We start from the raw sequence: 26,258 nt of genomic DNA, 5'->3' as shown, positions 1-26,258 counted from the left end.
GGCACATGAGCAGAATTCTTTTCGTACTCTTCGGGGTGCTGCTTTTGGCATCCTGTGGTGGGACCAAACACCCCCCCTCCAAACTCAATGATGCGTGCAGCATTGCGCGAGAGCGTCCCGATTATATCAAGGCATTCAAAAGCACAGAGCGGAAATGGGGCGTCCCGGTTCACGTTCAGATGGCGACGATCTATCAGGAAAGCCGCTATAAGCATGACGCGCGCACACCGCATAAATATGTTCTGGGCGTGATCCCGATGGGCCGACAAAGCAGCGCTTATGGGTTCAGTCAGGCGCTGGACGGCACATGGGACGAATACCAGCGCGAAACCGGCAAACGCCGTGCCAAGCGGGACAGGATTCGCGATGCGTCGGACTTTATCGGCTGGTACATGAACAAGACCAATCAGCGCAACGGCATCAACCTGGGCGACACGCGCAATCAGTATCTGGCCTACCACGAAGGCCACACGGGCTATGCACGCGGCAGCCATTACAGCAAGACCTGGCTACTGAATGTCGCCAACGATGTGGATGCGCGCGCGCAACTGTATCAGGCGCAGCTGGCGGGTTGCCGCCATTGAAAGAAACGCGGGTCAGCGATTGGCTGACCCGCTTCTTTTTGATTTCGAGAACAAGCTGTTATTGAAGTTGCCACCCGTGCTGAGCTGACCCAGCAACACGGTTGTCTGGCTGCCAGCGTTGTCGTGAATGACCCACTTGCGCAGCTCGACGGGATCGCCGGTAAACATCAACTCGATCCGGCCGGATTCGGGGTTTTTCGGGTCCTGCGCAGTGACAACCGTCGCCGTGCCGTCAAAGTCGTGACCCACAACCATATTGGCCTGTCCCAGGTTCACATTGCGCGCCAACACAAGTGACAGCGGCGTTCGCTTCAGCGGGTATTGTTCCGGCGGCTGGTTGGACTTGGGATCGAAGATCTGCACCGTCCCGGCACGCGCCAGAACAACCGCGCTGCTGGGCGGGTCATATTCGAACCGCATCTTTCCGGGCCGCTCAATCCACAGCTTACCGGTGCTGAGCGAGCCGTCATCGTTGACTTGCGTGAACGTGGTCTCAACGGTCTTGAGATCGTTCAGATAGTTGGAGATCTGCGACAATGGCAACTTATCCGCGGCCCACGCGGCGGGGGCGGCCAATGTCAGGGCAAGGGCAAAAGCAATCTGTTTCATGAGGTATCAGATAGGCTTTTTGCCCCTGTTATTAAATATCCTATTGCTCGGGGACGAGGATTTCGCGCTTACCGACATGATTTGCCGATGAAACAACGCCTTCATCTTCCATTTGCTCAACAAGCCGAGCAGCTTTGTTATATCCAATGGCAAGTTTCCGCTGAATATACGAGGTCGAGCATTTGCGATCCTTGATCACAATCGCCACCGCCTGATCGTACAGGGCGTCTTCTCCGTTGGTGTTGCCACCGGTGTTCAAACCCAGAACCGCGTCGATATTGTCAGCTTTGTCCTCGGCCGGGCCATCCAACACGGTATTCACGTAATCGGGCGGGCCGAACTGTTTCAGGTGGTTGACGATTTCCTCAACCTCTTCGTCCGAGACAAACGGGCCGTGGCAGCGGGTGATCTTGGCGCCACCAGCCATATACAGCATATCGCCCTGCCCCAGCAGTTGCTCGGCCCCCATTTCACCCAGAATGGTCCGGCTGTCGACTTTCGAGGTCACCTGGAACGAAATCCGGGTTGGGAAGTTCGCCTTGATGGTGCCAGTGATCACGTCGACCGACGGGCGCTGCGTCGCCATGATCAAGTGAATACCCGAGGCTCGTGCCATTTGCGCCAGACGCTGGATACAGGCTTCGATCTCTTTACCTGCGACCATCATCAGGTCAGCCATCTCGTCGACGATCACGACGATGTAGGGCATCGCCTCGGGCGCGAATTCTTCGGTCTCGAACGTTGGCTCGCCGGTTTCGTCGTCAAACCCGGTCTGGACAGTGCGGCTGAACAATTCACCTTTGGCCAGCGCGTCTTTTACGCGGCCATTGTAGCCCGCGATATTGCGCACGCCCATCTTGGACATCTTGCGATAGCGGTCTTCCATCTCGCCCACGACCCATTTCAAGGCGACAACCGCCTTCTTTGGGTCGGTCACAACGGGCGACAGCAGATGCGGAATGCCGTCATAGACGGACAGCTCCAGCATCTTGGGGTCGATCATGATCAGGCGACATTCGTCCGGTGTCAGCTTATACAGCAGCGACAGGATCATGGTGTTGATCGCGACCGACTTACCGGAACCGGTTGTCCCCGCAATCAGCAAGTGAGGCATCTTGGCCAGGTTTGCGACCATGGATTCGCCGCCGATATCCTTGCCCAGCGCCAGTGGCAGCGCGTGGTTGCCATCGCCGAAATCACGGCTGGCAAGGATTTCGCGCAGCACCACCATCTCGCGGTTTTCATTGGGCAGTTCGATCCCGATCACCGAGCGCCCCGGCAGGGTCGAAACACGTGCCGACAATGCCGACATCGAGCGCGCGATATCGTCGGCCAGACCGATAACCCGGCTCGCTTTCAGGCCCGGGGCCGGTTCCAACTCGTACATGGTGACAACAGGGCCGGGGCGGACGCTGACGATCTCGCCCTTGACGCCGTAATCATCCAACACGTTTTCCAACATGCGTGCATTTTCCTCCAACGCCTCATCGCTGAGGTGGTGGCGTTCAATGCTGGATGGGTTCGACAGCAGGCTCAGCGGTGGCAGTTCGAAATCCGAATGCTTGTCTTCGAAAGACAGGGCGGGCTGTGCCTCGGCCTGGGCCCTGCGCGAAGGCGGTGGGGTACGGCGCACGGGCTGTGCAACCACCGGCTTGCGTGGCTCGGCCACAGGGATTTTCATCGCCGGTTGCGCCTGAGGGGCTGGTGCTGGCGCGTCCTCGAACACGGGCTCATCCTCGAAATCCGGCTCGGCGGCATAGTCACGATGCAGCGGTTCCTGCCATTCTGGAGCGGGATCTGCCGACAGCATTGGCTCGGGCGGCAGCCCAGCCGAGGTTACCGGCGGCTCAGGCGGCAGATCATCAGCGGCTCCAGAGTTCAGAATCAACGGGTCCGGCCCTCTGCCGCGCCCTTTGGTCAGTGGCAAGTCCGGATTGGGCTCGGGTGTCATTTCACCTGTTGCGACCTTGCGACTGCGGACGGCTGCCGAGATCTTTGAACGGATACGATCTTCGCCCGGCATCTCATCGAAACCGGAGACAGGTTCGCAATCAATCAGCTCGGGTTCCGGCATCGGCTCGGGGCGGCGGATCAGGTCAGGAATACGCGACAGTAGACCGATTTTTGCAGGCTCCGACACCGCGGGCTCATATTCTTCGAATACTGGGTCTTCATAGGCCAGTTCGTCATCAAACATAGCATCAGCACGGGCAGTTTTACGCTCTTCCCATTGCGCATGTCGGTCGCGCGCGGCCTGCGCGGTGGCAACCGCCCCACGGCCCAGCAGATTCATCAGCATGTCGTAGGCCATGACAAGGCCAAGCAGAAAGGCGCGAAAACCCTTGCGTACATCAGCCTTGGTAAAGCCCAGAACCACTGAGCCTACCGCGAAAACCGCTAGCAAAGACAAAAGGGACAACAGTTTTACCGCAAAGACCATTCCGGTAGGCATCAAGGACAGCAACGCGCCGAGGAACGTGTAACCCAGCATACCGCCCAGTCCGAAGGAGTGGCTGGATTGCCAGTCGGAGCTAGCGTTCAGAGTTTCCATATGAAGTGCGATCAACAAAAGCCAAGGCGCAAACAAAACAGCTGGCCAGAACAGACGCTCGATGCCGCTATGCGTTACAAAACGCAGGCCCCAAACAAGAAGAAATACGGCGATACCCCAGCAACCAAGTCCAAACAGCGTATTCAGAACAAAAATGATCGATGCCCCAGCACGCCCCAGCCAGTTCTGAACTGCGGTATCAGTTGACACCATCCAGTTCGGATCATCCGGCGTGTAGGACCAGATCATCGCGGCAGAAGCCAACCCCAACAGGATCAGGGCAAGCCCGATCAGCTCCTTGCTGCGCCGCTCGATGGCGGCCTGCGTGGTGCTGTCCAGCAATGGATCGCGGTTGCGCGCATTATATGATGCCATTTTGCCCTCGTACCTCACGAATAGATGCAGTCGCGGAGCTTGATCAGCCCCTGCCGCATCTCTGTTTTTGGGGCCACCATTGCGACCCTGATAAATTGCTCGCCCGGGTTTTTCCCCGGATCACCTTGAGAAAGATATCCGCCGGGCAGCACCCGAACACCGGTTTTCTGCCACAGGTTCAATGCGGTTTCTTCACCATTTTCGACCGGCAGCCACAGGAAAAACCCGGCCTCGGGCGGCATGTAACCCTGTAGACCCGCAAAGACCTGATCTGCAATCTCGTACTTTTCCTGATAGAGCGCGCGGTTTTCGACCACATGCGCCTCATCTGCCCAGACTTTTGCAGCAGCGGCCTGAAGGGGTGTGGGCAGCGGAGCGCCCGCATAGTTGCGCAATTGCTTGACCCGTTTGATCGTCTCGGGACCGCCTGCAATCAGACCGGACCGCAGCCCGGCCAGGTTCGACCGTTTTGACAGCGAATTGAACAGCGTGACCCGCTCAGGATCGGCGCCAAGCTCTTGTGCGACACTCAGAACACCTGTAGGGGCCTCATCGCGGTAAATCTCGGAATAGCATTCATCGGCGAAAATGCGGAAATCGTATTTTTCAGCCAACCGGATCAGTTCGGCCCAGTACGTGCGCGATGCAACGGCCCCCTGTGGGTTGGCGGGTGAACAGATATAGGCCACAGCAGTGCGGTTCAGCACCTCCTCGGGCAGACCAGCGTAATCGGGCAGATGATCGGTGGCGGCTGTGGCGGGTACAAATACCGGCTCGGCCGCGACCGAGATCGAGGCGACCATATAGACCTGATAAAACGGGTTCGGGCACAGAATAACCGGCCTCTCGCCGTTCTTCTGCTCTGGGCACAGCGCCATGGCAGCGTTGTACAACCCCTCGCGCGTGCCGTTCAGGGCCATCACATTTGCGTCCGGGTCCATCGTGACGCCATAGCGGCGCGCGATCCAGTCGGTGATCGCCCCGCGCAATTCGGGTGTGCCTTCGTTTGGCGGATAACCCTGAAACCCGGCAGCATTATCCGCAATCACGTCCGTCACCCAGGACGGAAAGTCATGCATGGGCGCGCCGATGGTCATGTGAATGACGTCTCCACCCGGTTGGTGGTGATCCAACAGGGTGCGCAGACGCGGGAATGCATATTCCGGTAGGTTCGAAAACCGCTCGGGGAAATTCATAACTACTGCCTCAATACCGGGATCATTTTCGCCCCGTTTTTTTAGCAGGTTACAGAGCCAGAGCCACTTCGTCCAGACAAAGAGGTGCCGAATCAGGGGATTGTGGCATTCAAGCCAATGCCGCTTCGGCCGCGGATCCAAGCCTTAACAGGGCCTCTTCCGAGCCCGGATAGCCCATCATCATCACCCCGCAACCCGGTGTCCCGGTGGGCAGCGTCAGCGCGGCCAGCCCCATCAGGTTGCCAATGCGCGTATTGCGCAGGGCCAGCAGGTTTTCGGTGACATAGTAGTCATGATCATTCATCAGCCGATCCAGATTCGGTGGTAGAATCGGTGCAGTAGGGGCCAAAACAGCGTCAAACCCGGCGGTTGCGGCATCCCACGCCGCCCGGCACGCCTTGAGTTTCGACCAGGCCGCGATGTAGTCAGGGCCAGAGACATCACGACCCGCCCGGAATCGTTCCAGAATTTCAGGATACATCGCCTCGGGGTTGGCTTCGATCACATCGCGCCACAGGCCGTAGGCCTCGGTCGTGTACAAAACGCCAGACAGGCCCATCGCCTCGTTCAATTCCGGCACTTCCAATGGGACGATTTCCGCCCCGGCATCACGCAGGCGGTCCAGCGCGTCATCAAAGGCCTTGCCCGGCGCAGCGCGTAGATCATCCTTGGCGACGTTTTGCAGATCGGCAAAGCAGCGGCCCTGCAGGCTGGCCCCACGCAGATCCGCAGGACTGCCGCCCTCCAGTAAGGCCAGCATATGCGCGGCATCCTCAACCGAACGCGTCAGGGGACCAACCGTATCAAACCGCAGACACAGCGGCACGGTGCCCTCAAGGCTGACGCGCCCGGCAGTGGTTTTCAGACCGACCAGGTTGTTCCAGGCCGCGGGGATACGCACGGAACCGCCGGTATCCGACCCGATTCCGCAGGCCGCCAGGCCCCACGCGACGGAAGCCGCGGCCCCCGAGGACGAACCACCCGACACCGCGTCAACGTCATCGACACAGGGCGGCGTCCCCGTGATCGGGTTCAGGCCCAGACCGGAAAAGGCCAACTCACTCATATGGGTTTTGCCAAGACAGACGGTGCCCATCGCGGTGGCGTTGCGCACGACCTGCGCGTCGGCTTCGGGCACGCGCCCTTTCAACAGGGCCGAGCCTGACTCGGTCGCGGTGCCGGCTGTGTCGAACAGGTCTTTCCAGCTGATCGGTACACCGTCCAGCAGGGATCGGCGCAGTCCCAGGCTGGCCCGCGCCTGCGCAGCCTGCGCCTCAGACCGGGCTCGGTCGTGGGTGACGCGGGCATAGATCCGGTCCTGATGTGGATGCGCGTCGATGGCGGACAGGTACGTTTCCGTCAGCTCAACCGGATCAATGCGCCCCATGCCAATGCCGCGGCCCAGATCACATGCCGTCATGCTCAGCCAGTCCTGCATCCCTGCCCCCTTCGAAATCCTGTGGTGTATCGGACGGTAGCGACAGGACCGCACATGGACAATCCCGAAAGGGCGCGCATATTGCGAGCCATGGAACACATGTCGGATATTCTGATCGTAGGCGGCGGCCTGAACGGCCCGGCCCTGGCTTTGGCACTGGCGCAAACGGGTCATACGGTCACCGTGATTGATGCGCTGGACGAAAAGCTGCGCAAGGACGCGGCCTTTGATGGCCGCGCCTATGCGCTGGCGCTGGCTTCTCAGCGTTTGTTGGACGCGACCGGGGTTTGGGCGCGGATTGCGGATCAGGCCCAGCCCATGCTTGAGATCAAGGTTACCGATGGGCATGCCGGCGCTGGTCCGTCGCCGTTCTTCATGCATTTCGATCATGCCGAGATTGAAGAAGGTCCAATGGGCTACATGGTCGAAGACCGCCACCTGCGTCGCGCTTTTCTGGAGGCGATGGTCGAAGAGTTGCGCATCTCGCAGATCAGTGGCAAGACCGTCGTTGCGCAAAAGGCGGACGAGACCGGCGTCACCCTGACCCTGAACGATGGCGCCACCCTGACCGGCAGCCTGCTGGTCGGATGCGACGGGCGCCGTAGCGGCACTGCAACTCGCGCGGGGATCAAACGCAGCGGTTGGGATTACGGCCAGACCGCTTTGGTCTGCGCCATCGAGCACGACCTGCCCCATCACGGTATCGCGCATCAGTTCTTTATGCCCCCCGGTCCGCTGGCCATCCTGCCACTGACCGGCAATCGCAGCTCAATCGTCTGGAGCGAGCGCACCGAAATGGCCAAGCGTATCAACGCCCTGTCCGAGGATGACTATCTGCAGGTTCTGCGCCCTCGCTTTGGCGATTTTCTGGGCGACATCCGCCTGCAGGGCGATCGATTCACCTATCCGCTGAACCTGACTATCGCCAATTCCTTCATCGGTGATCGTATGGCCCTGGTTGGCGACGCGGCCCATGGTATGCACCCGATTGCCGGTCAGGGCCTGAACGCAGGGCTGCGCGATGTCGGCGCGCTGGCCGAGGTGCTGACACTGGCCGGTCGGCGCGGCGAGGATATCAGCTCGGTACTGGTTCTGGAACGCTATCAAGAGTGGCGGCGGTTCGACACCGCAGCACTGACGATGGCGACGGATGTGTTCAACAAACTGTTTTCGAACGACAATCCGCTACTACGTGCGGGTCGCGATTTTGGAATGGGGCTGATAGGCTCTCTGCCCGGGTTACGCCGCGGCTTCGTACGTGAAGCGGCTGGACTGACCGGAGACCTGCCTAAACTGCTGCAAGGGCGGGCGATTTAGGTCCCGCCCGCGTTTACGGGTACGATCAGTCCAATTCGCGCGCTTCATCCACCAGCATCACCGGGATACCATTGCGGATGGGGAACGCCAGACCGGCAGCTTTGGACACAAGTTCTTGTTTGTCAGCGTCGTAGTGCAAGGTCGTATGGCTTTGCGGACAGATTAGCGCCTCAAGCATATGGCGATCAAAGGCGTGTTCGTTTTCGGTCATTGTAGTTTTTCCTCGTTCGATCCGCCGCGCATGGCGAACTCAATCAGGGTAACCAGCGTTTCACGCCGGGTGCGCAGGCAGGGCGCTTCCAGCAGCGCCTGTTTTTCCTCGGGGTCGAAATCCAGCAGCATAGACAGGGAATTCAACAGCAATTCATCATCCGCATCCTTGAGCGTGTCCCAATCTGTGGACATCTGGCGGGACGAAAAGTACCGCTCCAGTAATGCCAGAAAGTTGGCGCGGTCGAAATTATTGTCATGTTCGGCTTTGCCCAGATCACGGTCAAACCCGTCCCACGAGACGGTGCACCGCCGATAAGGTGTAAAAGCGTCCTGTTCCGCACGGATACGAAAACGCGAAATCCCGGTCAGCGTAATCAGATACCGGCCGTCTTCGGTTTCGGAAAACTGTGTGACGCGACCGGCGCAACCAATCAGATGCAGCTTGTCTTCGTTGCTCTGACAGGGATTGGGCTGCACCATGCCGATCAATCGTTCCTGCGTTTTGAGGGCATCGTCCAGCATTTGCAGGTATCGCGGCTCAAAAATATGCAGCGGCAGGCGCGCGCGGGGCAGCAACAGCGCCCCGGGCAATGGAAAAACGGATACCGTTTCCGGAAGGTCAGCGGGATGCATCATGTACCCGAGTGTAGCTCTGATCCCGAATTAGGCAAATATCATCGAGCTGAGCTTGCGCCGGCCGTTCAGAACAATCGGATCGTTCGGCTTGAGCGCGTCAAAAATCGTGAACAACTGCGCCTTGGCTGCCCCGTCATTCCACTCGCGGTCGCGGCGGAACAGCTCCAGCAATTGCGCCACAGCCTCTTCCACATCGCCATTGGCATGCAGCGCCTGTGCCAGATCGAACCTGGCCTGATGGTCACTGGCGTCAGCCTCGACCGCAGCGGTCAAATCGGCCAACGGACCGGCATCTGCCGCCTGTCTGGCCAGTTCCAGCTGGGCATGCGCCGCCTCGACTTCGGCCGAGGTCGAGATCTCGGCAGGCGCGCCATTAAGAATGGCCTCGGCCTGGTCCAGATCACCCGACGCGATATGCGAGCGCACCAATCCCCCATAGGCAGCGGCGTGGTTTGGGTCTTCGCCCAGAATGGCGGCAAAGGTCTGCGCGGCATCAACGGCTGCGCCATCGGCCAACATTTCCTCGGCAGCCTGCACGGCGTCTTCCAACTGGCCGCCGGGGCTTTCGCCGCCTGCTGCTTCGATCACGCGGTCCACAAAGGCCTTGATTTCGGACCCGGGCACCGCGCCCTGAAACCCGTCCACAGGTTGGCCTTTGAAAAAGGCATAGACGGTCGGGACAGATTGGATACGCAGTTGCGACGCGATGGCCTGCGCCTCGTCCACGTTGATCTTGACCATCTTCACCGCACCTTTTGCGGCCGTCACGGCCTCTTCCAAAAGGGGTCCGAGCGTTTTACACGGGCCGCACCAAGGGGCCCAGAAATCGACGATTATCGGCGTGTCCTGCGATGCCTCAATGACATCGGCCATGAACGTAGCCTCGGACCCGTCCTTGATCAGATCAGCGGCAGCAGAGCCGGTGGCGGCGTTCAAAAGATCCATGGCATTCACACTTTCATTCTGGTTTGCGCCCTATATGCAACCCCAGGGGTCAGAAACCAAGGGCCGAGTTGCGCAATTACAGGTCGAATGTCGCAAAAACCGGAGCGTGATCGCTGGGTTTTTCCCACCCGCGCGCGTCGCGCAGGATACGGCTGGAATGCCCCGAGTTCGAGATATCTGGCGTGGCCCAGACATGATCCAGACGCCGCCCTTTGTCTGCAGCATCCCAATCCCGCGCGCGGTAGGACCACCAGCTGTAAAGCGGTCCTTCAGGAATGTCCTGGCGGGTAATATCCACCCAGCCACCTGCACCTTGCGTTTCGGCCAGTTGATCGACCTCAACCGGTGTATGCGAGACAACCTTGAGCAATTGCTTATGCGACCACACATCATCTTCGCGCGGAGCGATGTTCAGATCACCGACCAGAATGGATTTCTGCGGTTTATCCGCATGGAACCAATCGCGCATTTCGGTGAGATAATCGAGCTTTTGGCCAAACTTCTCGTTCTTCTCGCGATCTGGCACATCACCACCGGCGGGGACGTAGAAATTGTGAATGGTCACGCCATTCTCCAGCCGTCCGGCAATGTGGCGGGCGTGGCCCAGGCTGGCGAAATCCTTGTCACCAACATCCTCGATCGGCAAGCGCGACAGAATGGCGACGCCGTTATATCCCTTTTGCCCGCGCGCAACCATGTGGGTATAGCCCAGTTCAGCAAACCCTTCGGTCGGAATTTTCTCGACGGGTGACTTGCACTCTTGCAGACACAGGACGTCCGGCGCCTCTTCCTGCAGCAATTTCAGCACGATGGGCTCGCGCAGGCGGACCGAGTTGATGTTCCAGGTGGCAAGGGTGAAGGACATGATTGGGGATTCCTCTGTCGCGATTGGCGCAGGTTAGCGTGGTGCGAGATAGGGTGCCATGAGAAAAGGCCGCTGAGTGATATAGTTTGCTCAATGGCAGCTACGCGGACAAACCTGCCATTGGTTCTCTCCTGATTTATTGACCAAGATTGGTTGGCTGCGTAGCTACTGGGCGGACAACTAGCCAAAAGCCGCATACACTTAGAGTGGCCGCAATACATAGCTAGGCGCTTACTTACCGAAAGAAGATATTAGATGAAAATTGGAAAGTTGTTTGCAAAATCCGTAGGAGTTCTCTTGGGACTTTTACTCATCAGTTGCGCGAAAACGCCGAACAACGTCAGCAAGGCATCAATGCACGAACAGGTTTTAGCGTCTGTCGAATATTGCAGCCCGGGTTTTGAAGCATGGAAATCTGTCCATCAAACCGGCAGCTTCACACTAAAACAAAATCCGCTGCACGACACATCGAAACAAATCGAATATGCAGTGGTTTTCGCTGACAATCAGTGTGTTATCGCATTTTTCCATCGTCAGACCGTGAGTGTCTCAGGCAAGACCTATAGTCATGCGCCGAATTTATCGCGCATTTCTCAATCAACGGCCCCACCAGAATACTTGAAAGCCAATGGGGTGGTTTTTGAACGTTTCATGGCAGAAGACCAACTTTCTACAGAAATTGCGCGGGCGCTGTTGGCTGAATGTAAGTTAGTGGTCGACAAAGACGAATGCCTGGAACGAGCTAAAGAAAAGACAAAAACTGATGCAGCCGTCCTACGATACAGGCTGGGTGAAGACCTCGTAACTCTGAGCCTATTTGAAACAGACGCGTACTTTAAGTTGAAGAAAGTCAACTGAACTGACTGCGTAACGACCGGTAAGGGCTCGAAGCAGACCTAGAAATCTCACCACCCTAACAAAAAAGGCCGGGCCCTAAGGCCCGGCAGTCCAACAGGGAGGTACATGTCATTACCCGGACATGCACGGGTTGGGAGTAACTTAAAGATACGTTCAGAGTATCACTTTGATCCAAGTCAATCCACCACGGATCAAGAGACCAAGCGATATCCACCCGATTCTGTGACCAAAAGGCGTGCATTGGACGGATCAGGCTCGATCTTTTGACGCAACCGATAGATATGCGTTTCCAACGTATGGGTGGTAACACCGGCATTGTAACCCCAGACCTCGTGCAGCAACACGTCGCGGGCAACAACACCATCTGCGGAACGGTAGAGAAACTTGAGAATGTTGGTTTCTTTTTCGGTCAGGCGGATTTTGCGATCCTCTTCGGTGATCAGCATCTTCATCGCAGGCTTGAACGTATAGGGCCCAAGCACAAACACCGCATCCTCGGACTGTTCATGCTGGCGCAGCTGTGCGCGGATACGGGCCAGAAGAACCGGAAATTTGAACGGCTTGGACACGTAATCATTGGCGCCTGCATCCAGGCCCAGAATGGTATCCGCGTCGCTGTCATGGCCTGTCAGCATCAAGATCGGGCTTTTGACGCCTTGTTTGCGCATCAGGCGGCACAGCTCTCGGCCGTCAGTATCAGGCAGGCCGACGTCCAGAATGACCAGATCGTAGATCGCTTCACGGGCTCGCTCCATTGCGGATTGACCGTCCTGCGCCTCAAACACATCAAAATCCTCGGTCATCACAAGTTGCTCACTGAGCGCCTCGCGCAGGTCTTCGTCGTCATCCACCAGCAGGATTTTCTTGAGCTGAGCCATGATCGGTTCCTCCTAAGCCTTTTCCATCACTTGCGTGCAGAAGATGCAATCAACAAGGTTTACTGCAATCGTCTCACGCCCTCGTGTCTGACGCGGAGGAAATGTTTCACATTTCCGTCTGATCAGGCTAGGAAAAAGCCAGAACGTTACAGGGTAACACAGATGAGTCTTATCCCCGATATCACGGAATTGCTGGCCCGGGCCCGTGCGGATTTGCGCATGGGGCTGCCGGTGGCGCTGACTGATGGCAGCGGTTTCAGCGTGCTGGCCATCGCGACAGAAACGCTCAGCGCTCAGCGGCTGGCGGACCTACGTGGGCTTGGCGGCGAGCCGGTGGTTGCCGTCACTGTGCGCCGGGCCGAAACGCTGAAGGCGCGGGCCTATGATGGCGACCTGGCACGGGTCGTTGTTCCGGCAGATGCCGGGATTGACTGGGTGCAGGCCGTGGCCGATCCGTCGGATGATCTGAGCGCACCAATGAAGGGCCCTCTGATGACCGAGCGGCACGGCAGTGCCAATCTACACCGCATTGCCATTGCCCTGACGAAGTCCGCGCGCCTGTTGCCTGCGGCCGTAGTTGTCGCGGTTGAGGAAGGCCGGAACTTTGCCGCCACCCATGGTCTGACCTGCATCGACCACACGCGTGCCGCACCGCATCTGGCGGATCGCAGTGCTTTGCATTCCGTTGTCGCCGCGCGGCTGCCGATGGAAGTGTCCGAGGCCGGACGGCTGCATGTCTTCCGCCCGGAAGACGGCGGGGAGGAGCATTATGCCGTGGAAATCGGGCGCCCTGACCGTGAAAAACCTGTTCTGGCGCGGCTACATTCGGCCTGCTTTACCGGTGACCTGATGGGCAGCCTGAAATGTGACTGCGGCCCGCAATTGCGCGGAGCGCTGGCCCAGATGGGGTCTGAGGGCGCCGGTGTCTTGCTGTATCTCAATCAGGAAGGGCGCGGCATTGGTCTGGCCAACAAGATGCGCGCCTATTTCCTGCAGGATCAGGGGTTTGACACGGTTGAAGCCAATCACCGGCTGGGATTCGAGGATGATGAACGTGATTTCCGCCTTGGGTCGGACATCCTCAAATCCCTGGGATTCAACTCTGTCCGGTTGCTGACAAACAACCCTGCAAAGATCGCGATGATGGAGAAAACAGGTATCGCCGTAACGGAACGCGTGCCGTTGAAAGTCGGCGAAACTGCGCATAACCGCGGATATCTGGCGACGAAAGCGGCCAAATCTGGCCATTTGTTGTGACCCTTGATGACCTCGTCCTGACCCCGCGTGGCGTTCGGTTTGCGGGGCGTGTCTTTCCCTGCTCAATCGGTAAAGGCGGGGTGAGTGACGCCAAACGCGAAGGCGATGGGGCCACACCAACCGGCGTACATCAGATCGTCGGAATGCTATACCGCCCGGACCGGATTGCAAGGCCGGTGCCGTGGGCCATTCCAATCGGTCCGCGCGACCTGTGGTCTGATGATAGTCGGGACAACCAGTACAATCATCTGGTTAGCACGCCCTATGCGTTCAGCCACGAAAAGCTGCGCCGCGCTGATCCGTTGTATGATCTGGTGTTGGTCACCGACTGGAACTGGCCCAATTCCGTGCCCAATCGTGGATCGGCTATCTTTATTCATCAATGGCGCCGTCCCGGTTATCCGACCGAAGGCTGTATTGCCTTTCGCCGCGATCATCTGCGATGGATCGCCAACCGGGTGGACTTGGGCGCGCGGTTGATTATTCCTGCGGTTTGATGCGGTCCCCGAAGATGGCCGAACCCACCCGCACATGGGTCGCCCCCAGCGCTATGGCTTGTTCAAAATCGCTGCTCATTCCCATCGACAGGCCCGCAAGCCCGTTGCGCCCGGCGATCTTGGCCAGCAGTGCAAAATGCAGCGCAGGTTCCTCATCCACCGGTGGGATGCACATCAAACCTTGGACTGGAAGATCCAGACCCCGGCATTCGGCAATGAAATCATCTGCCTCGGCCGGTAAGACGCCCGCTTTTTGCTGTTCTTCGCCGGTATTGACCTGAAGAAACAGGTCCGGGCAAGTACCGGTCTCCTGCGTCAGACGCGCCAGCGTCCTTGCCAATTTCGGCCGGTCTACGGAATGGATGGAACTGAACAGTTCCATCGCCTGCCGGGCCTTGTTGGTCTGTAACGGGCCGATCAGGTGCAGATCGACCTCAGAGAACTGTTCTATGAACCCCGGCCATTTGCCCAGCGCCTCTTGTACCCGGTTTTCACCAAAACACCTGTGACCGTCCTGCAGAACGGCCTGAACACGGTCATTGGGCTGCACTTTGGACACCGCAATCAGCTTAACGGACCCCGCGGGTCGTCCAGCGGTGGTTTCGGCTTGGGTGATACGGGCGGTGATTTCCTGCAGCGACATCGGGTTCCTCAACATGCTTTACGGGCAGAGAAACACCATGTTGGCGCAAAAGAAAAGGGCAGGCCCGAAGACCTGCCCTTAAACCTTACGGTTCAGATCAACTTAGAAGTTGAACTGGGCACCGAAGTCAGCAACCATAGTGGAGTCGCTGCAAACGTCACAATCGTTTACACCAAGACCACCGCGCAGCGATGCGCCGCCGCCCAGGTCGTAGATGGCACCAATAGCAACCTGCTGCAGGTCGGCATCAGCATTACCGTCACCATAGGTGAACAGCAGTGTGGTTGCAGCACCCAGGTTATAGGAAGCCGACAGACCCCATGCAGTACCGTCAGTTGCGGTAACTTCAGTCGCATCGTCTGCAACAAACAGAGTACCGCCGAAGTCGCCCCATTCACCGCCCAAGGTCAGAACGGTCAGGCTTGGGTCGCTACCAGCGCCACTGGCGTCAGTTTGACCGTACGCAACAGCAGCAGTGATGTTGTTGAACGTATAGGTCGCGCTTACGTCCCAACGGTCAGCATCGGTTGTTACACCGCCACCTGGGAAGAAAGTGCGCTGGTCATACGAAGCACCGAAGGCGAAATCGCCAACTGCGTACTGGAAGAACACAGCGTTCGCGCCCGAACCGGTCGACGAATAAGCCAGGAAGTTGTAGTTCACGCCAGAGTACTGACCAGCGAACAGTTCCAGACCAACTTCGTTACCGTAGTAGTTTGCCAAGTTGTCGAAGGCACCTGCAACGTTGCCCGCGTCAACACGCAGACCGCCGTAGATGACCGAGAAGCGTGCGCCGTTCAGGCCAGCCGAGTTGGCTTCGCCAGTGGACGAGTCTTCGTCAGCCTGCAGACGAACACGACCCGAGAACTCAACGCCGCCGTCGGTTTCGACGTTTGCGTCAATGTTCAAGCGGAAGCGAGATACCAGGATAGCATCGTCAGAATCTGCAGTGGTTGGAACGATCGCGCCGCTTGCTGTGGTCGTAGCACCGGTCACGTTGACACGGTCTTCTACGTAGCCAATACCAAAACGGCCGTAACCGCTAAAGTTTACTTCGGCCGCTGCAACACTTGCGGTTGCGATCAGTGCGGTCGATGCGAAGAGAACTTTTTTCATCTTGTTTCCCTCGGTTTCAAAAGTTTTTCTACTCGACACATGCCTCAGCACATGTCTCAGCACGGGAACCGTTTCGCTCTTTTTGCCCCCATTACGCAAGCTTGGCATAAACGCATGGTCCGCATTCGACCTAAATTGGTGCAAGGATGTCACAGTCGTTTTTTGGCCCCGGGGCGGCATCCGCCCTACCTATAAGTGACAAGAATAGGGTTGTTGCTGAACGGGACCTTGTCTAGGAGTATCAGGGAACACCATATGCCCAATGAAACAGGACCTGTCGACGATGCGCCTGATAAAGATTTTCGGTTTGATTTCACTGGCCGCCGCGCTTGCTGCCTGCTCCAACAACCGAAGCACCCCGACCACTTACAACCAGAATCTTGTCGGCGGCAATTCTGAAGAGCGTGAATTGAACGATCCGAATCGTTCAACGATCTGGGATGTGTTCGACACCGGAAAAAATGAACAAGTCACTAACGTGAACCGGTATTTGTGGTCTGCGTCTTTGGATGTGCTGAATTTCCTGCCCGTGCAAGAAGTTGATCCGTTTACCGGCGTGATCGTAACAGGTTACGGCAAACCACCTGGTGGTGGCCGGTCTTATCGCGCCACCGTGCACATCAGCGACCCGGCGCTGGCGGCGCGATCCTTGTCAGTATCACTGCTCACCAGCGGCGGCACGCCGGTCAGTGCCGCAACCACGCGCGCAGTCGAGGATGCGATCCTGTCCCGCGCCCGTCAGTTGCGCATTGCGGACAACAAGCTCTAGCCACCCGCCGAAAATCACAATATTACCACGCCGGGTTCTTACCCGGCGTTTTCATTCACGAAGGACCGCACGATGTCGCGCTATTCGGCCACCGAAATCGAAGCAAAATGGCAAGAGGCCTGGGACAAAGCCGGGATATTCACCGCCAACCACAAGGCGGACAAGCCGAAATACTATGTGCTTGAGATGTTCCCCTACCCCTCGGGTCGCATTCATATGGGACATGTGCGCAACTATACGATGGGGGACGTGATTGCGCGCCACAAGCTGGCGACCGGGCATAACGTACTGCACCCGATGGGCTGGGATGCCTTTGGTATGCCTGCGGAAAACGCGGCGATGGCCATCGGCGGCCACCCCAAGGATTGGACTTACGGCAATATCGCTGACATGCGCGGCCAGATGAAGCCGCTGGGCCTGTCCATCGACTGGTCCCGTGAATTTGCCACCTGCGACCCTGAATATTACGGCCAGCAGCAGGCGTTGTTTCTGGATATGCTCGACGCTGATTTGGTCTACCGCAAGAACGCTGTGGTGAACTGGGACCCGGTCGACATGACGGTTCTGGCCAATGAGCAGGTTGAAGGCGGGCGCGGCTGGCGCTCGGGTGCTTTGGTCGAGCGGCGCGAGCTGACCCAGTGGTTCTTCAAAATCTCGGACTATTCCGAGGAGCTGCTGGACGCGCTGGATACGCTTGAGAACTGGCCCGCCAAGGTGCGCCTGATGCAGGAGAACTGGATCGGCAAGTCGCGCGGCCTGCAATTTGCGTTCGACCGCACCGATGATGGTGAGCCGATCACCGTCTATACAACCCGCCCCGACACGCTGCTGGGCGCAAGCTTTGTTGGCATCTCGCCCGATCATCCGATTGCGCGGAAGCTTGAGGCGGAAAACCAAGAGGTCGCTGAATTTGTTGCCGAATGCCGCAAGGGGGGCACCACGGAAGAGGCCATCGAGACCGCCGAGAAGCTGGGCTATGATACAGGCATTCGCGTCACGCATCCGCTGGACCCGAATTGGGAACTGCCGGTCTGGATCGCCAATTTCATCCTGATGGGCTACGGCACCGGCGCGATTTTTGCCTGCCCGGCCCATGACCAGCGTGACCTGGATTTCTGCCGTAAATATGGCCTGCCGGTGATCGACACCTTCTATGCGCTGGATGACGACACCCCAGTCGACAAGATCGCCTTTGTTCCACCGAAAACCGAAAAGGTGCTTTGGGTGGATCATTTCGCTGGCCTGACCGAGGCTACCGGCGACGAGGCCATCAACGCCACCGTCGATTTCGCCGAAAAGGCAGGTTGGGGCGAAGGCGTCACCAAATACCGTCTGCGCGATTGGGGACTGTCGCGTCAGCGCTATTGGGGGTGCCCGATTCCCGTTGTGCATTGCGACAGCTGCGGCGTGGTGCCTGAGAAAAAGGAAAACCTGCCGATCCGCCTGCCCGACGATGTCACCTTTGACAAACCGGGCAATCCACTGGACCGCCACCCGACCTGGCGCGATTGTGCATGCCCATCCTGTGGCGCGCCCGCCAGGCGCGAAACCGACACGATGGACACGTTTGTCGATTCGTCGTGGTATTTCGCCCGCTTCACCGCGCCCAACGCGGAAACACCCACCGATCTGGCCGAAGCTGAATACTGGATGAATGTCGACCAGTACATCGGCGGCGTCGAGCATGCGATCCTGCACCTTCTCTATTCTCGCTTCTTCGCACGGGCGATGCAGATCACCGGCCACCTTCCGGAAAAGGCGATCGAGCCCTTCGATGCGCTGTTCACCCAAGGTATGGTGACCCACGAGATCTATCAGACCCGCGGTGCCAATGGCCGCCCGGTCTATCACCTGCCAGAGGATGTAACCGACGGCAAACTGGCCGACGGTACCGAGGTTGAGATCATCCCCTCGGCCAAGATGTCCAAATCCAAGAAGAACGTGGTCGATCCGGTCAGCATCATTTCGGCCTTTGGTGCCGATACCGCGCGCTGGTTCGTCCTGTCCGATTCGCCGCCCGAGCGGGACGTTGAATGGACCGCCGCCGGGGCCGAAGCGGCCTTTAAGCACCTGAACCGGGTCTGGAACCTGTGCGACAAGATCGGTGCCATGGATCCCGGTGCGTCAGGCGATGGCGATCAGGATCTGCTGCGCGAGATGCACAAATCCATCCGCGACGTGACACTTGGTGTTGAAAGCTTTGGCTTCAACGCGGCGATTGCAAAGCTCTATGCGTTCACCAATACGCTGGCCAAATCCAAAGCCGGTGCCGCAGCTCAAAAGCAGGCGATCAAAACACTGGCACAGCTGATGTCACCGATGACACCGCACCTGGCCGAAGATATCTGGGCCCATCAGGGCGGCGAAGGTCTGGTTGCCACCGCTCCTTGGCCGGTCGCAGATGAGGCGATGCTGGTTGATGACACCGTCACTCTGCCGATCCAGATCAACGGCAAACGCCGGGCCGAAATCAGCGTGGCCAAAGAATTGGACAAAGCCGAGGTTGAAAAAATCGCGCTCAGCACCGAAGCTGTGCAAAAGGCGCTGGATGGTGCCACACCGAAGAAAGTGATTGTTGTCCCGGGCCGGATTGTAAATGTCGTTGTTTAATCGCAGAACCCTGTTGATGGTGCCGCTGGCGCTGGCCGCCTGCGGCTTTGAACCGGTCTACGCTCCCGGCGGGGCCGGCGCGGAGCTGAACGGAAAAGTTGAGGTCTCTGCCCCGAACACGGTTGAGAGCTATCTTCTGGTTCAGAATCTGGAACAAAGGTTGGGTCGCAGCGCCAATTCGGGCAAGGAATACGCTTTGGATGTACGGGTCTCGACCGTGTCCCAGCGCGCAGCGATCACAACGTCGAACGAAACCAGCCGCTATACGATAAACGGGCGCGCCAACTATACGCTCAAGTCCAATGAAACAGGGCAAGTGCTGGCGTCGGGCGATGTTTCCAACTTTGTTGGCTATTCTGCCGCGGGATCGACCGTGTCGACGCTGGCCGATGAACGCGACGCCACCGATCGGTTGATGGTGATTCTGTCTGACCAGATCGTCACCCAGCTTTACGCCTCAGCGAGATTGCCCAAATGAAGCTCAGCCCGCGCGAGGCTGACGGGTATTTCGCCAAGCCGGATGCGGATAAGGCCGGGCTGTTGATCTACGGCGCGGATGCGATGCGTGTGGCGCTGAAACGTCAACAGGTTCTGATCGCATTACTGGGCCCCGGCGCCGAAGAGGAAATGCGCCTGACCCGCATGCCGGGGGCTGACTTGCGCGGCGATCCTGCTCTGCTGCTGGACGCGGTCAAGGCGGTGGGGTTTTTCCCCGGACAACGCGCCGTGTTTGTCGAAGACACCACCGATGTCGCCGCCCCTGCGATCATCGCAGCGTTTCAAGATTGGACCCCCGGTGACGCGCAGATCATTGTCACGGCCGGACAACTCAAGCCCAGCTCGAAAATCCGCAAAGCGTTTGAGGCAAACCCGGCAGCCTACGCCGTTGGCATTTATGACGATCCGCCCTCGCGCGGAGAAATTGAGCGGGTCCTGACCCAGGCCGGGTTGCAGAACATCCCGCAGGAAAGCATGTCGGCCATCGCTGAGTTGGCCACCGGCATCAGCCCGGGCGATTTTGCGCAAACGATTGAAAAGCTGTCTCTCTATAAACGCGGCGACGAGTCAGAGCTGACCATCGATGATATCGAAGCCTGCGCGCCGGGCTCGACCGAGGCCGCGCTGGACGATGTTCTGAACGTGGTCGCCGAGGGCCGCGCCGGTGAGATCGGGCCGCTGATCCGTCGGTTGCAATCCCAGGGCACAAATGCGGTCAGCTTATGTATCGGCGCCACCCGGCATTTTCGGACGCTTTATGCCTGCGCCTCTGATCCCGGCGGCGCGGCGCAGGGCATCGGCAAATTGCGCCCTCCGGTTTACGGCAAACGCCGCGACCGGATTGTGCGGCAGGCACAAGGATGGGGTGCACCCAAGCTGCAGACGGCTTTGACGGTGCTGACCGATACGGATCTGTCGCTGCGGTCCGCAGGGCAAACCGCCCCGGCCATGGCGCTGGTCGAACGCGCGATGATCCGTCTGGCAATGCTGGCACGGTCCCGCTAACCGGCGCGCTGCAGCCAATCGGCTGCCGCACGCCCGGCCCAATGTCCCGTCGCCAGACAAGCGGTCAGCAGATAGCCACCGGTCGGGGCCTCCCAATCCAACATCTCTCCAGCGCAGAACACGCCCGGTTTTGACCGCACCATCAGCCCGTCATCCAGTGCAGTGCGTGGGACGCCTCCGGCTGTTGAAATTGCCTCATCCATAGGGCGCAGCCCGGCGTGAAGGATCGGCAGCTGCTTTAGCGCGGCCATCTGTTGGGACTGTGGAACAGCGCAGCGCCTGACCATCTCATGAAACAGCGCGATTTTCTGCGGCGACAGGTGCAGGGACTTTTTCAACCACTGGGACAGCGTCGTCTTGGGTTTTTTAGCTGTAAGCCGCGCCTGCAAGGTCTGCTTGTCCAAATCAGGAGCCAAATCGACAAACAGCGGATCACCGTTGCGCAAAGCCGGGGTCAGTGAATATAGACCACCGCCCTCTAGCCCGGATGCGGAAATCGTCGCCTCACCCCGGCTGCCCAGCTCTCCGGCCATCCAGCGGACCGATTTCAGCGCAGCGCCAAAATGAGGCTTCATGTGATGGCTCCAATCAACCGACAGGGCCGAGTTCGCAGGCTCAAACGGGGCAAGCGCAACGCCCTGTTCGGACAAGATATGCGACCATTTTCCGTCAGACCCCAACCGGGCCCAACTGGCCCCGCCCAATGCCAACACGGTGACATCCGCCGCGATGGTCTGACGGCCATCCTGCGTGTCGAACATCAGTGCATCATCGTCCCAGCCCTGCCACCGCCACCGGGTTTTGATCTGCACGCCTGAACCCTCAAGCCGTGCAAGCCAGGCGCGCAATAACGGAGAGGCTTTCATCGCAGTGGGAAACACCCGACCGGTTGAGCCGGTAAACAGCGTTTGGCCCAGGTCCCGCGCCCAGATCTGAACCCCGGCAGCGTCGAGCTCTGCAATCATCGGGTGCAGCCAGTCAGCCGCGCCACTATAGGATCGCATCAACATCTCGAACGGTTCATCCTTGGTCAGGTTCAAACCGGATTTACCTGCCATTAGAAATTTGCGTGCAACAGAGGGTTTGGCTTCGGCCACCATCACGCTGTGCCCAGCGCGAGACAGCTCTTGCGCGGCCATCAGGCCTGCGGGTCCGGCCCCGATTATCACTGCCTGCGCCATTGCTGCCCCCTTGCCTTCCGCGCTGCCTGGCGCGACCTTACCTTTACCATGACTGACAGCGATCCGATCTGCCCGCTTTGTGACCGCCCGATCCCCGATGGGGGTGGCAGCCTGCACCATCTGATCCCAAAACTCAAAGGGGGCAAGGGCGGACCCACGGTTTTGCTGCACGTGATCTGCCACAAAGAAATCCACGCCACCCTGACCGAAGCCCAGCTGGCGCGCGCGTTCAACACGGTCGAGGCGCTGCGCAGCCATCCACGGTTAGAGACATTCCTGAACTGGGTTCGCAAACGCCCGCCCGGCTTTCGGTCGAAAGTACCGGGCAAGCGGCGCGGACGGTGATCAGCCCGGCCGGACCGGATCGCCAAAGGCATCGCGGACAGTGTCCTTCAGCCCCTGAAATTCAAGCCCACGATAATCCGGCACTGGCGCGAACCTGGCACCGGCGACGTGCTGAAACTCTAACGTGGTGTAAGGGCGTTTCCACAGCCATTCGCGGTTTTCGACTGACCACAGATCCGCGTCGGGCGGAACCTCGTCAGTGAATGCATAGAAATGCAGATCGAACCCGTATTGCGAGACATCCTGCATCGACAATAACCGCATGCCCTGCGCGCGACAAAAAGCATCCTCGGCTGCGATATCCCCGGTGCGCAGAGTGATCTGGCCAATACAAGCCCCCGCAAAGGGATCGGCAGGGTCTGCAGCACCTGTAGGGCGATTGCCCTGAAAATCATGTTGCAGAAGCTCGATCACAAACCCCTCGGGGTCCTGCAGATGGCACATATACCCGATATCCTGAAACTGCTTCGGGTCCGAGACTTTTACTCCCTTCTGGCGCAGGTATTCCACCGCAAGATCGACATCCGGCAACGTGATCCCGATCTTCCAATAGCGCTGCCCCGGGTCCTGCGCATACCCGCCGCCGCCGTGCATCAGCAACAAGTCGGCATCCGGCCCACCATAGCCAACGCGCTGGTTCTGCCGGTGCCCATGTACAGACATCCCCAGAATGTCCCGGTAGAACCCGGCCAGGCGATCGGGGTCGGTGACACGCAGGTACAGCGCAGACAACCTCATCGACATAACTGCCCAATACCAGCCGCGATCGCCGGGTCGGCCGCAAGACTGTCGGCAACCAGATCCTGCGCCGTATGCATCAGCATGTCAGGGTCTACCACCTGATCCACCAGACCAAAGCGATACGCCTCCTCCGCTGTGATCTTTTGCCCCGCCATCAGGATCATCCGGGTCCGGGACGGCCCGATCAGGGCCGCCATGCGCACTGGGTCCGAAGGTTGCGGCAAGAACCCCAGCTTCATAACCGGATAGAAAAATTTGGCAGACGGCACAGCGATACGCATGTCGCAGGCCAGCGCCATCCCGTTGGCACCCCCCGCCAACGTCCCGTTCAGGGCCGCGACCGTTAAACAGGGCAACGCGGCGATTGCGCCGGACAGGCGTTCCCACAGATCAGAGGTCGCAAGACCGGCGCGCACCTCATCCAGATCAGCACCAGCGCTGAACACATTGCCCGCGCCAGTTAAAATCAACGCACGCGCTTCGGTTGCAGCCTCGGCAATCTCCGACAGTTCGGTCAGCATCGCGCCCGTCAGCGCATTGGCTTTTTCCGGGTTGTTCAGCGTGACCGTCCACAACCCGCCTGCCCTGGTCAGTTCAATCACGTCAGTCCAATCCTTTGGCGCATTTCTTCACGCCGCAATAAAACCTCGGATCCCAAAAATTCATCCGCGTCGCTGGTACACATCCACAACAGCGCCCGTGCGGGCCAGTCGGCAGGGATATGATCGCTCCAATCCAGCTGGCTGACGGCATTGATACCACTGGCCTTGATCACCCGCTGCATATCCGTGGCGACGGTTCCGGGGGACAGGCCCAGGGCGCGGATGCCGTGAATGGCTTCTTCAAGATGCAAACATTCAGTCAGCATTTTCGCCCCTGCTTTTGAGGCACAGTAATGGCTCCACGCTTCAACCGGGTTTGACGCCGCACCCGACGAAACCGTCAGCACTGTTCCCCCACCAGCGGCCCGCATGACCGGTAAGGCGGCACGCATTCCGTGGAAAACACCCTTGAGGTTTATGTCGATCGCCGTGCCCCAAGCCGCGACATCCGCGTTCGACAGGTGAAAGATCGGATCGATGACGCCTGCGTTTCCAATCAGCACGTCCAACCCACCGAATCGGTCAACGCAATCAGCAACGGCCTGTTCTACTTGCGCGAACTGGCTGACATCACATTCCAGCGCGATGGCATTGTCGCCCAGCGCCTCCGCCAGCGCCGAAATCTGGTCCCGGTTGCGCGCGACCAAAGCGACATTCGCCCCGGCTGCGGCAAATACGCGCCCCGCCTCGGCCCCGATGCCGCGGCTGGCCCCTGTTATCAGTACGGTTTTGCCCTGCATTGGGACGCTGTACCTCCGTTGGTTTTAGATTGTGTAAATCTCTAACGCGTGAACGGGGAAAGGGTCCAGCCCTTGCCCCTTGACGCCCGACGCCGCAGGCACGACCATGCCGGCAAAATTGATCAAGAAGGGTTCTCTAATGTCCGTTTTCCTTCGCCGCAGCTGCGGCGCAGTTTTGGCTTATGCCGTTGTCACCCAGGGTGCGTTGGCAGACGTTACCGCCCAAGATGTCTGGAACGATTGGCAGGCCTATCTGTCCCAGATGGGGTACACCGTGTCCGGTGAACAATCCGTTGCCGGAGATGTGACAACCATCGCCGACATGACCATGTCGGTGGACCTGCCGGAAGAAGACGGACAGTTCCAGATGACCATCCCCGAGATGACGCTGACTGAAAACGGCGACGGCACGGTCAGCATTGCAATGCCGGAAAACTTCCCCATGATCATTGCGGGCGAAGCTGAGGGCGAGACGTTTTCCGTCAATATCGGCTATTCCCAGACCGGTTTGGACATGGTCGTTTCGGGCACCCCGGACGAGATGACCTATGACTATACAGCCGACACCCTTGGCATCACGCTGGACGAGTTGATAGTCGACGACGAGGTCATGCCCGACGATGTTCTGGGTGTGAACTTTGAGATGACCGAGGTGACCGGCAGTTCGCGCATGAAAATCGGTGAGATTCGCGATGTGGATCAGGAATTCACCGCGGCGGGCCTGACCTATGATCTGGCATTCGTCGACCCTGAGTCCAATGATACCGGCAAGATCGACGGATCGGCCAACCAGCTGACCTTTGAAGGCAACAGCCTGATCCCCGAGGATTTCGACTTTTCCGATCCTCAGGCCTTTTATGGCAACGGTTTCTCCTTCTCGGGCGTGTTCACCTATGCCGCTGGTCAAACCGCAATCGCGGGTACCAGCGAAGGCGAAGCGTTCACGATGGGAAGCGAATCCGAGGGCGGCCGGTTCGGCGTCGGCCTCGATTCCGAGCGTTTGGCCTATGATATCGAGCAAAACAGCGCGAAACTGGCGATCACCACGGCTGATTTACCCTTCCCGATCGAAATCGCCATGGCCAATGCCGGGCTCAAGTTCGAATTCCCGGTACAGCAGTCCGAAGAAATTCAGCCCTTTGGTTTCGCAATGAACCTGACGGATTTCACGATGTCGGACATCCTGTGGAGCATCTTTGACCCCGCAGGCGCCCTGCCTCGCGATCCAGCAACCATTGCGCTGGATACCTCCGGCACGGCCAAAATCCTGACCAATTTCTTTGACCCCGAAGCGATCGAGGCCATGGAATTTTCGGAGGAGGCCCCGGGTGAGCTGCATTCGCTGAAAATCAACGAATTGCTGGTGTCTTTGGTTGGTGCTGAACTGACCGGTGACGGCGATTTCGCTTTCGACAATTCCAACACCGATGAATTCGACGGCATGCCCGCCCCTTCAGGCGTTGCGAACCTGAAACTGGTTGGTGCAAACGCGCTGATCGATAAGCTCATCGGCATGGGTCTGCTTGGCGAAAGTGACGCCATGGGCGCACGCATGATGATGGGTCTGATGGCCGTACCGGGCGAAGAGCCGGACACGCTGAACTCGAAAATCGAGTTCACCGAAGATGGCCAGATCCTGGCCAATGGTCAGCGCATCAAGTGAGGAAACCCTGGAAAGGCGGCTTCGGTCGCCTTTCCACCCTCAGCGGTTCTCAACCCTTGTCCCTTTCACCTTATTTTGCACCATCCAATAAGGCCGTAGGTCTTGCGGGACCGGCGGTCCAAGGCT

At 58.7% G+C, this 26,258-nt stretch carries 26 protein-coding genes; 11 read left to right on the top strand and 15 right to left on the bottom strand.

The annotated features are described in order from the left end of the window. Nucleotides 1–5 precede the first annotated feature (5 nt). On the top strand, nt 6–584 hold the full coding sequence (locus SJY13_RS16970) for a transglycosylase SLT domain-containing protein (RefSeq protein ID WP_377192535.1): 579 nt from the start codon (nt 6–8) through the stop codon (nt 582–584). Nucleotides 585–596: 12 nt separating this feature from the next. Here the strand turns inward: SJY13_RS16970 and SJY13_RS16965 are convergent, their stop codons facing one another. From SJY13_RS16965 to SJY13_RS16950, 4 genes are all read right to left on the bottom strand, one after another. Next, on the bottom strand, nt 597–1,193 hold the full coding sequence (locus tag SJY13_RS16965) for a LolA family protein (RefSeq protein WP_085823380.1): 597 nt from the start codon (nt 1,191–1,193) through the stop codon (nt 597–599). Nucleotides 1,194–1,233: 40 nt separating this feature from the next. After that, nucleotides 1,234–4,119, bottom strand: coding sequence for a DNA translocase FtsK (locus tag SJY13_RS16960; protein WP_377192533.1), 2,886 nt, complete (start codon nt 4,117–4,119; stop codon nt 1,234–1,236). A 14-nt stretch (nt 4,120–4,133) separates the two neighbouring features. Continuing rightward, nucleotides 4,134–5,315, bottom strand: coding sequence for an aminotransferase class I/II-fold pyridoxal phosphate-dependent enzyme (locus SJY13_RS16955; protein ID WP_377192531.1), 1,182 nt, complete (start codon nt 5,313–5,315; stop codon nt 4,134–4,136). Between the two features lie 109 nt (nt 5,316–5,424). After that, nucleotides 5,425–6,753 (bottom strand): amidase, encoded by a 1,329-nt coding sequence (locus SJY13_RS16950; protein WP_377192529.1) that lies wholly within the window; start codon nt 6,751–6,753, stop codon nt 5,425–5,427. A gap of 54 nt (nt 6,754–6,807) precedes the next feature. Between SJY13_RS16950 and SJY13_RS16945 the strand changes: the two genes are divergently transcribed. Beyond that, nucleotides 6,808–8,070, top strand: a complete 1,263-nt coding sequence (locus SJY13_RS16945; protein ID WP_377192527.1) for an FAD-dependent monooxygenase — start codon at nt 6,808–6,810, stop codon at nt 8,068–8,070. 25 nt (nt 8,071–8,095) lie between these two features. On the opposite strand, the gene SJY13_RS16940 is transcribed toward SJY13_RS16945, so the two are convergent. From SJY13_RS16940 to SJY13_RS16925, 4 genes are all read right to left on the bottom strand, one after another. Then, a complete protein-coding gene (locus tag SJY13_RS16940; RefSeq protein WP_085823385.1) occupies nt 8,096–8,281 on the bottom strand; it encodes a Trm112 family protein in 186 nt (61 codons plus the stop codon). After that, on the bottom strand, nt 8,278–8,919 hold the full coding sequence (locus SJY13_RS16935) for an LON peptidase substrate-binding domain-containing protein (protein WP_377192525.1): 642 nt from the start codon (nt 8,917–8,919) through the stop codon (nt 8,278–8,280). Before SJY13_RS16935 ends, SJY13_RS16940 begins: the two co-directional genes overlap by 4 nt. A gap of 27 nt (nt 8,920–8,946) precedes the next feature. Beyond that, the gene (trxA, locus tag SJY13_RS16930) at nt 8,947–9,864 is read right to left on the bottom strand and encodes a thioredoxin (RefSeq protein ID WP_377192523.1); all 918 of its coding nucleotides are present in this window, start codon (nt 9,862–9,864) and stop codon (nt 8,947–8,949) included. Between the two features lie 76 nt (nt 9,865–9,940). After that, complete coding sequence (locus SJY13_RS16925) at nt 9,941–10,729, bottom strand: exodeoxyribonuclease III (RefSeq protein ID WP_085823388.1); 789 nt, start codon at nt 10,727–10,729, stop codon at nt 9,941–9,943. A 255-nt stretch (nt 10,730–10,984) separates the two neighbouring features. On the opposite strand from SJY13_RS16925, the gene SJY13_RS16920 reads away from it, so the two are divergent. After that, on the top strand, nt 10,985–11,587 hold the full coding sequence (locus SJY13_RS16920; protein WP_377192521.1) for a hypothetical protein: 603 nt from the start codon (nt 10,985–10,987) through the stop codon (nt 11,585–11,587). Between the two features lie 191 nt (nt 11,588–11,778). On the opposite strand, the gene SJY13_RS16915 is transcribed toward SJY13_RS16920, so the two are convergent. Further along, complete coding sequence (locus SJY13_RS16915) at nt 11,779–12,465, bottom strand: response regulator transcription factor (RefSeq protein ID WP_068337060.1); 687 nt, start codon at nt 12,463–12,465, stop codon at nt 11,779–11,781. Between the two features lie 162 nt (nt 12,466–12,627). Here SJY13_RS16915 and ribA point away from each other — a divergent pair, with 162 nt between their 5' ends. Then, entirely contained in the window at nt 12,628–13,722 is a 1,095-nt protein-coding gene (ribA, locus tag SJY13_RS16910; RefSeq protein WP_377192519.1) for a GTP cyclohydrolase II, read from the top strand. Further along, nucleotides 13,719–14,219: a L,D-transpeptidase family protein gene (locus tag SJY13_RS16905; RefSeq protein WP_377192517.1), complete on the top strand. Its 501-nt coding sequence runs from the start codon at nt 13,719–13,721 to the stop codon at nt 14,217–14,219. The genes ribA and SJY13_RS16905 overlap by 4 nt, the downstream gene beginning before the upstream one ends. On the opposite strand, the gene SJY13_RS16900 is transcribed toward SJY13_RS16905, so the two are convergent. Continuing rightward, the gene (locus tag SJY13_RS16900; protein WP_377192515.1) at nt 14,203–14,862 is read right to left on the bottom strand and encodes a YggS family pyridoxal phosphate-dependent enzyme; all 660 of its coding nucleotides are present in this window, start codon (nt 14,860–14,862) and stop codon (nt 14,203–14,205) included. The genes SJY13_RS16905 and SJY13_RS16900 overlap by 17 nt on opposite strands. A 102-nt stretch (nt 14,863–14,964) precedes the next feature. Next, the gene (locus tag SJY13_RS16895; protein ID WP_377192513.1) at nt 14,965–15,978 is read right to left on the bottom strand and encodes a porin; all 1,014 of its coding nucleotides are present in this window, start codon (nt 15,976–15,978) and stop codon (nt 14,965–14,967) included. 283 nt (nt 15,979–16,261) lie between these two features. Here SJY13_RS16895 and SJY13_RS16890 point away from each other — a divergent pair, with 283 nt between their 5' ends. From SJY13_RS16890 to holA, 4 genes are all read left to right on the top strand, one after another. After that, nucleotides 16,262–16,747: a DUF3576 domain-containing protein gene (locus SJY13_RS16890; protein ID WP_377193690.1), complete on the top strand. Its 486-nt coding sequence runs from the start codon at nt 16,262–16,264 to the stop codon at nt 16,745–16,747. 72 nt (nt 16,748–16,819) lie between these two features. Continuing rightward, on the top strand, nt 16,820–19,357 hold the full coding sequence (leuS, locus tag SJY13_RS16885) for a leucine--tRNA ligase (RefSeq protein ID WP_377192511.1): 2,538 nt from the start codon (nt 16,820–16,822) through the stop codon (nt 19,355–19,357). Then, on the top strand, nt 19,344–19,835 hold the full coding sequence (gene lptE / locus SJY13_RS16880; RefSeq protein ID WP_085823398.1) for an LPS assembly lipoprotein LptE: 492 nt from the start codon (nt 19,344–19,346) through the stop codon (nt 19,833–19,835). The genes leuS and lptE overlap by 14 nt, the downstream gene beginning before the upstream one ends. Then, on the top strand, nt 19,832–20,860 hold the full coding sequence (holA, locus tag SJY13_RS16875; RefSeq protein ID WP_377192509.1) for a DNA polymerase III subunit delta: 1,029 nt from the start codon (nt 19,832–19,834) through the stop codon (nt 20,858–20,860). The genes lptE and holA overlap by 4 nt, the downstream gene beginning before the upstream one ends. On the opposite strand, the gene SJY13_RS16870 is transcribed toward holA, so the two are convergent. After that, complete coding sequence (locus SJY13_RS16870; protein ID WP_377192507.1) at nt 20,857–22,041, bottom strand: TIGR03862 family flavoprotein; 1,185 nt, start codon at nt 22,039–22,041, stop codon at nt 20,857–20,859. The two genes, holA and SJY13_RS16870, sit on opposite strands and share 4 nt — an antisense overlap. A gap of 48 nt (nt 22,042–22,089) precedes the next feature. Between SJY13_RS16870 and SJY13_RS16865 the strand changes: the two genes are divergently transcribed. Further along, on the top strand, nt 22,090–22,386 hold the full coding sequence (locus tag SJY13_RS16865) for an HNH endonuclease (protein ID WP_377192505.1): 297 nt from the start codon (nt 22,090–22,092) through the stop codon (nt 22,384–22,386). Here the strand turns inward: SJY13_RS16865 and SJY13_RS16860 are convergent, their stop codons facing one another. Genes SJY13_RS16860 through SJY13_RS16850 form a run of 3 tightly spaced genes read right to left on the bottom strand, consistent with a single transcriptional unit; the run spans nt 22,387 to nt 24,469 of the window. After that, nucleotides 22,387–23,130, bottom strand: coding sequence for a VOC family protein (locus tag SJY13_RS16860; RefSeq protein ID WP_377192503.1), 744 nt, complete (start codon nt 23,128–23,130; stop codon nt 22,387–22,389). Next, entirely contained in the window at nt 23,121–23,729 is a 609-nt protein-coding gene (locus tag SJY13_RS16855; RefSeq protein WP_377192501.1) for an enoyl-CoA hydratase/isomerase family protein, read from the bottom strand. Before SJY13_RS16855 ends, SJY13_RS16860 begins: the two co-directional genes overlap by 10 nt. Next, nucleotides 23,726–24,469, bottom strand: a complete 744-nt coding sequence (locus SJY13_RS16850; RefSeq protein WP_377192499.1) for an SDR family oxidoreductase — start codon at nt 24,467–24,469, stop codon at nt 23,726–23,728. Before SJY13_RS16850 ends, SJY13_RS16855 begins: the two co-directional genes overlap by 4 nt. Nucleotides 24,470–24,608: 139 nt before the next feature. Between SJY13_RS16850 and SJY13_RS16845 the strand changes: the two genes are divergently transcribed. Continuing rightward, nucleotides 24,609–26,132: a DUF2125 domain-containing protein gene (locus SJY13_RS16845; protein ID WP_377192497.1), complete on the top strand. Its 1,524-nt coding sequence runs from the start codon at nt 24,609–24,611 to the stop codon at nt 26,130–26,132. The last annotated feature ends 126 nt before the right edge of the window (nt 26,133–26,258 follow it).

Origin of the sequence: Ruegeria meonggei, assembly GCF_042768335.1 — a bacterium.
Classification (GTDB): Bacteria; Pseudomonadota; Alphaproteobacteria; order Rhodobacterales; family Rhodobacteraceae; genus Ruegeria; species Ruegeria meonggei.
The sequence above is the reverse complement of the archived record's forward strand: the minus strand, read 5'-3'. Positions and strand labels throughout refer to the sequence as shown.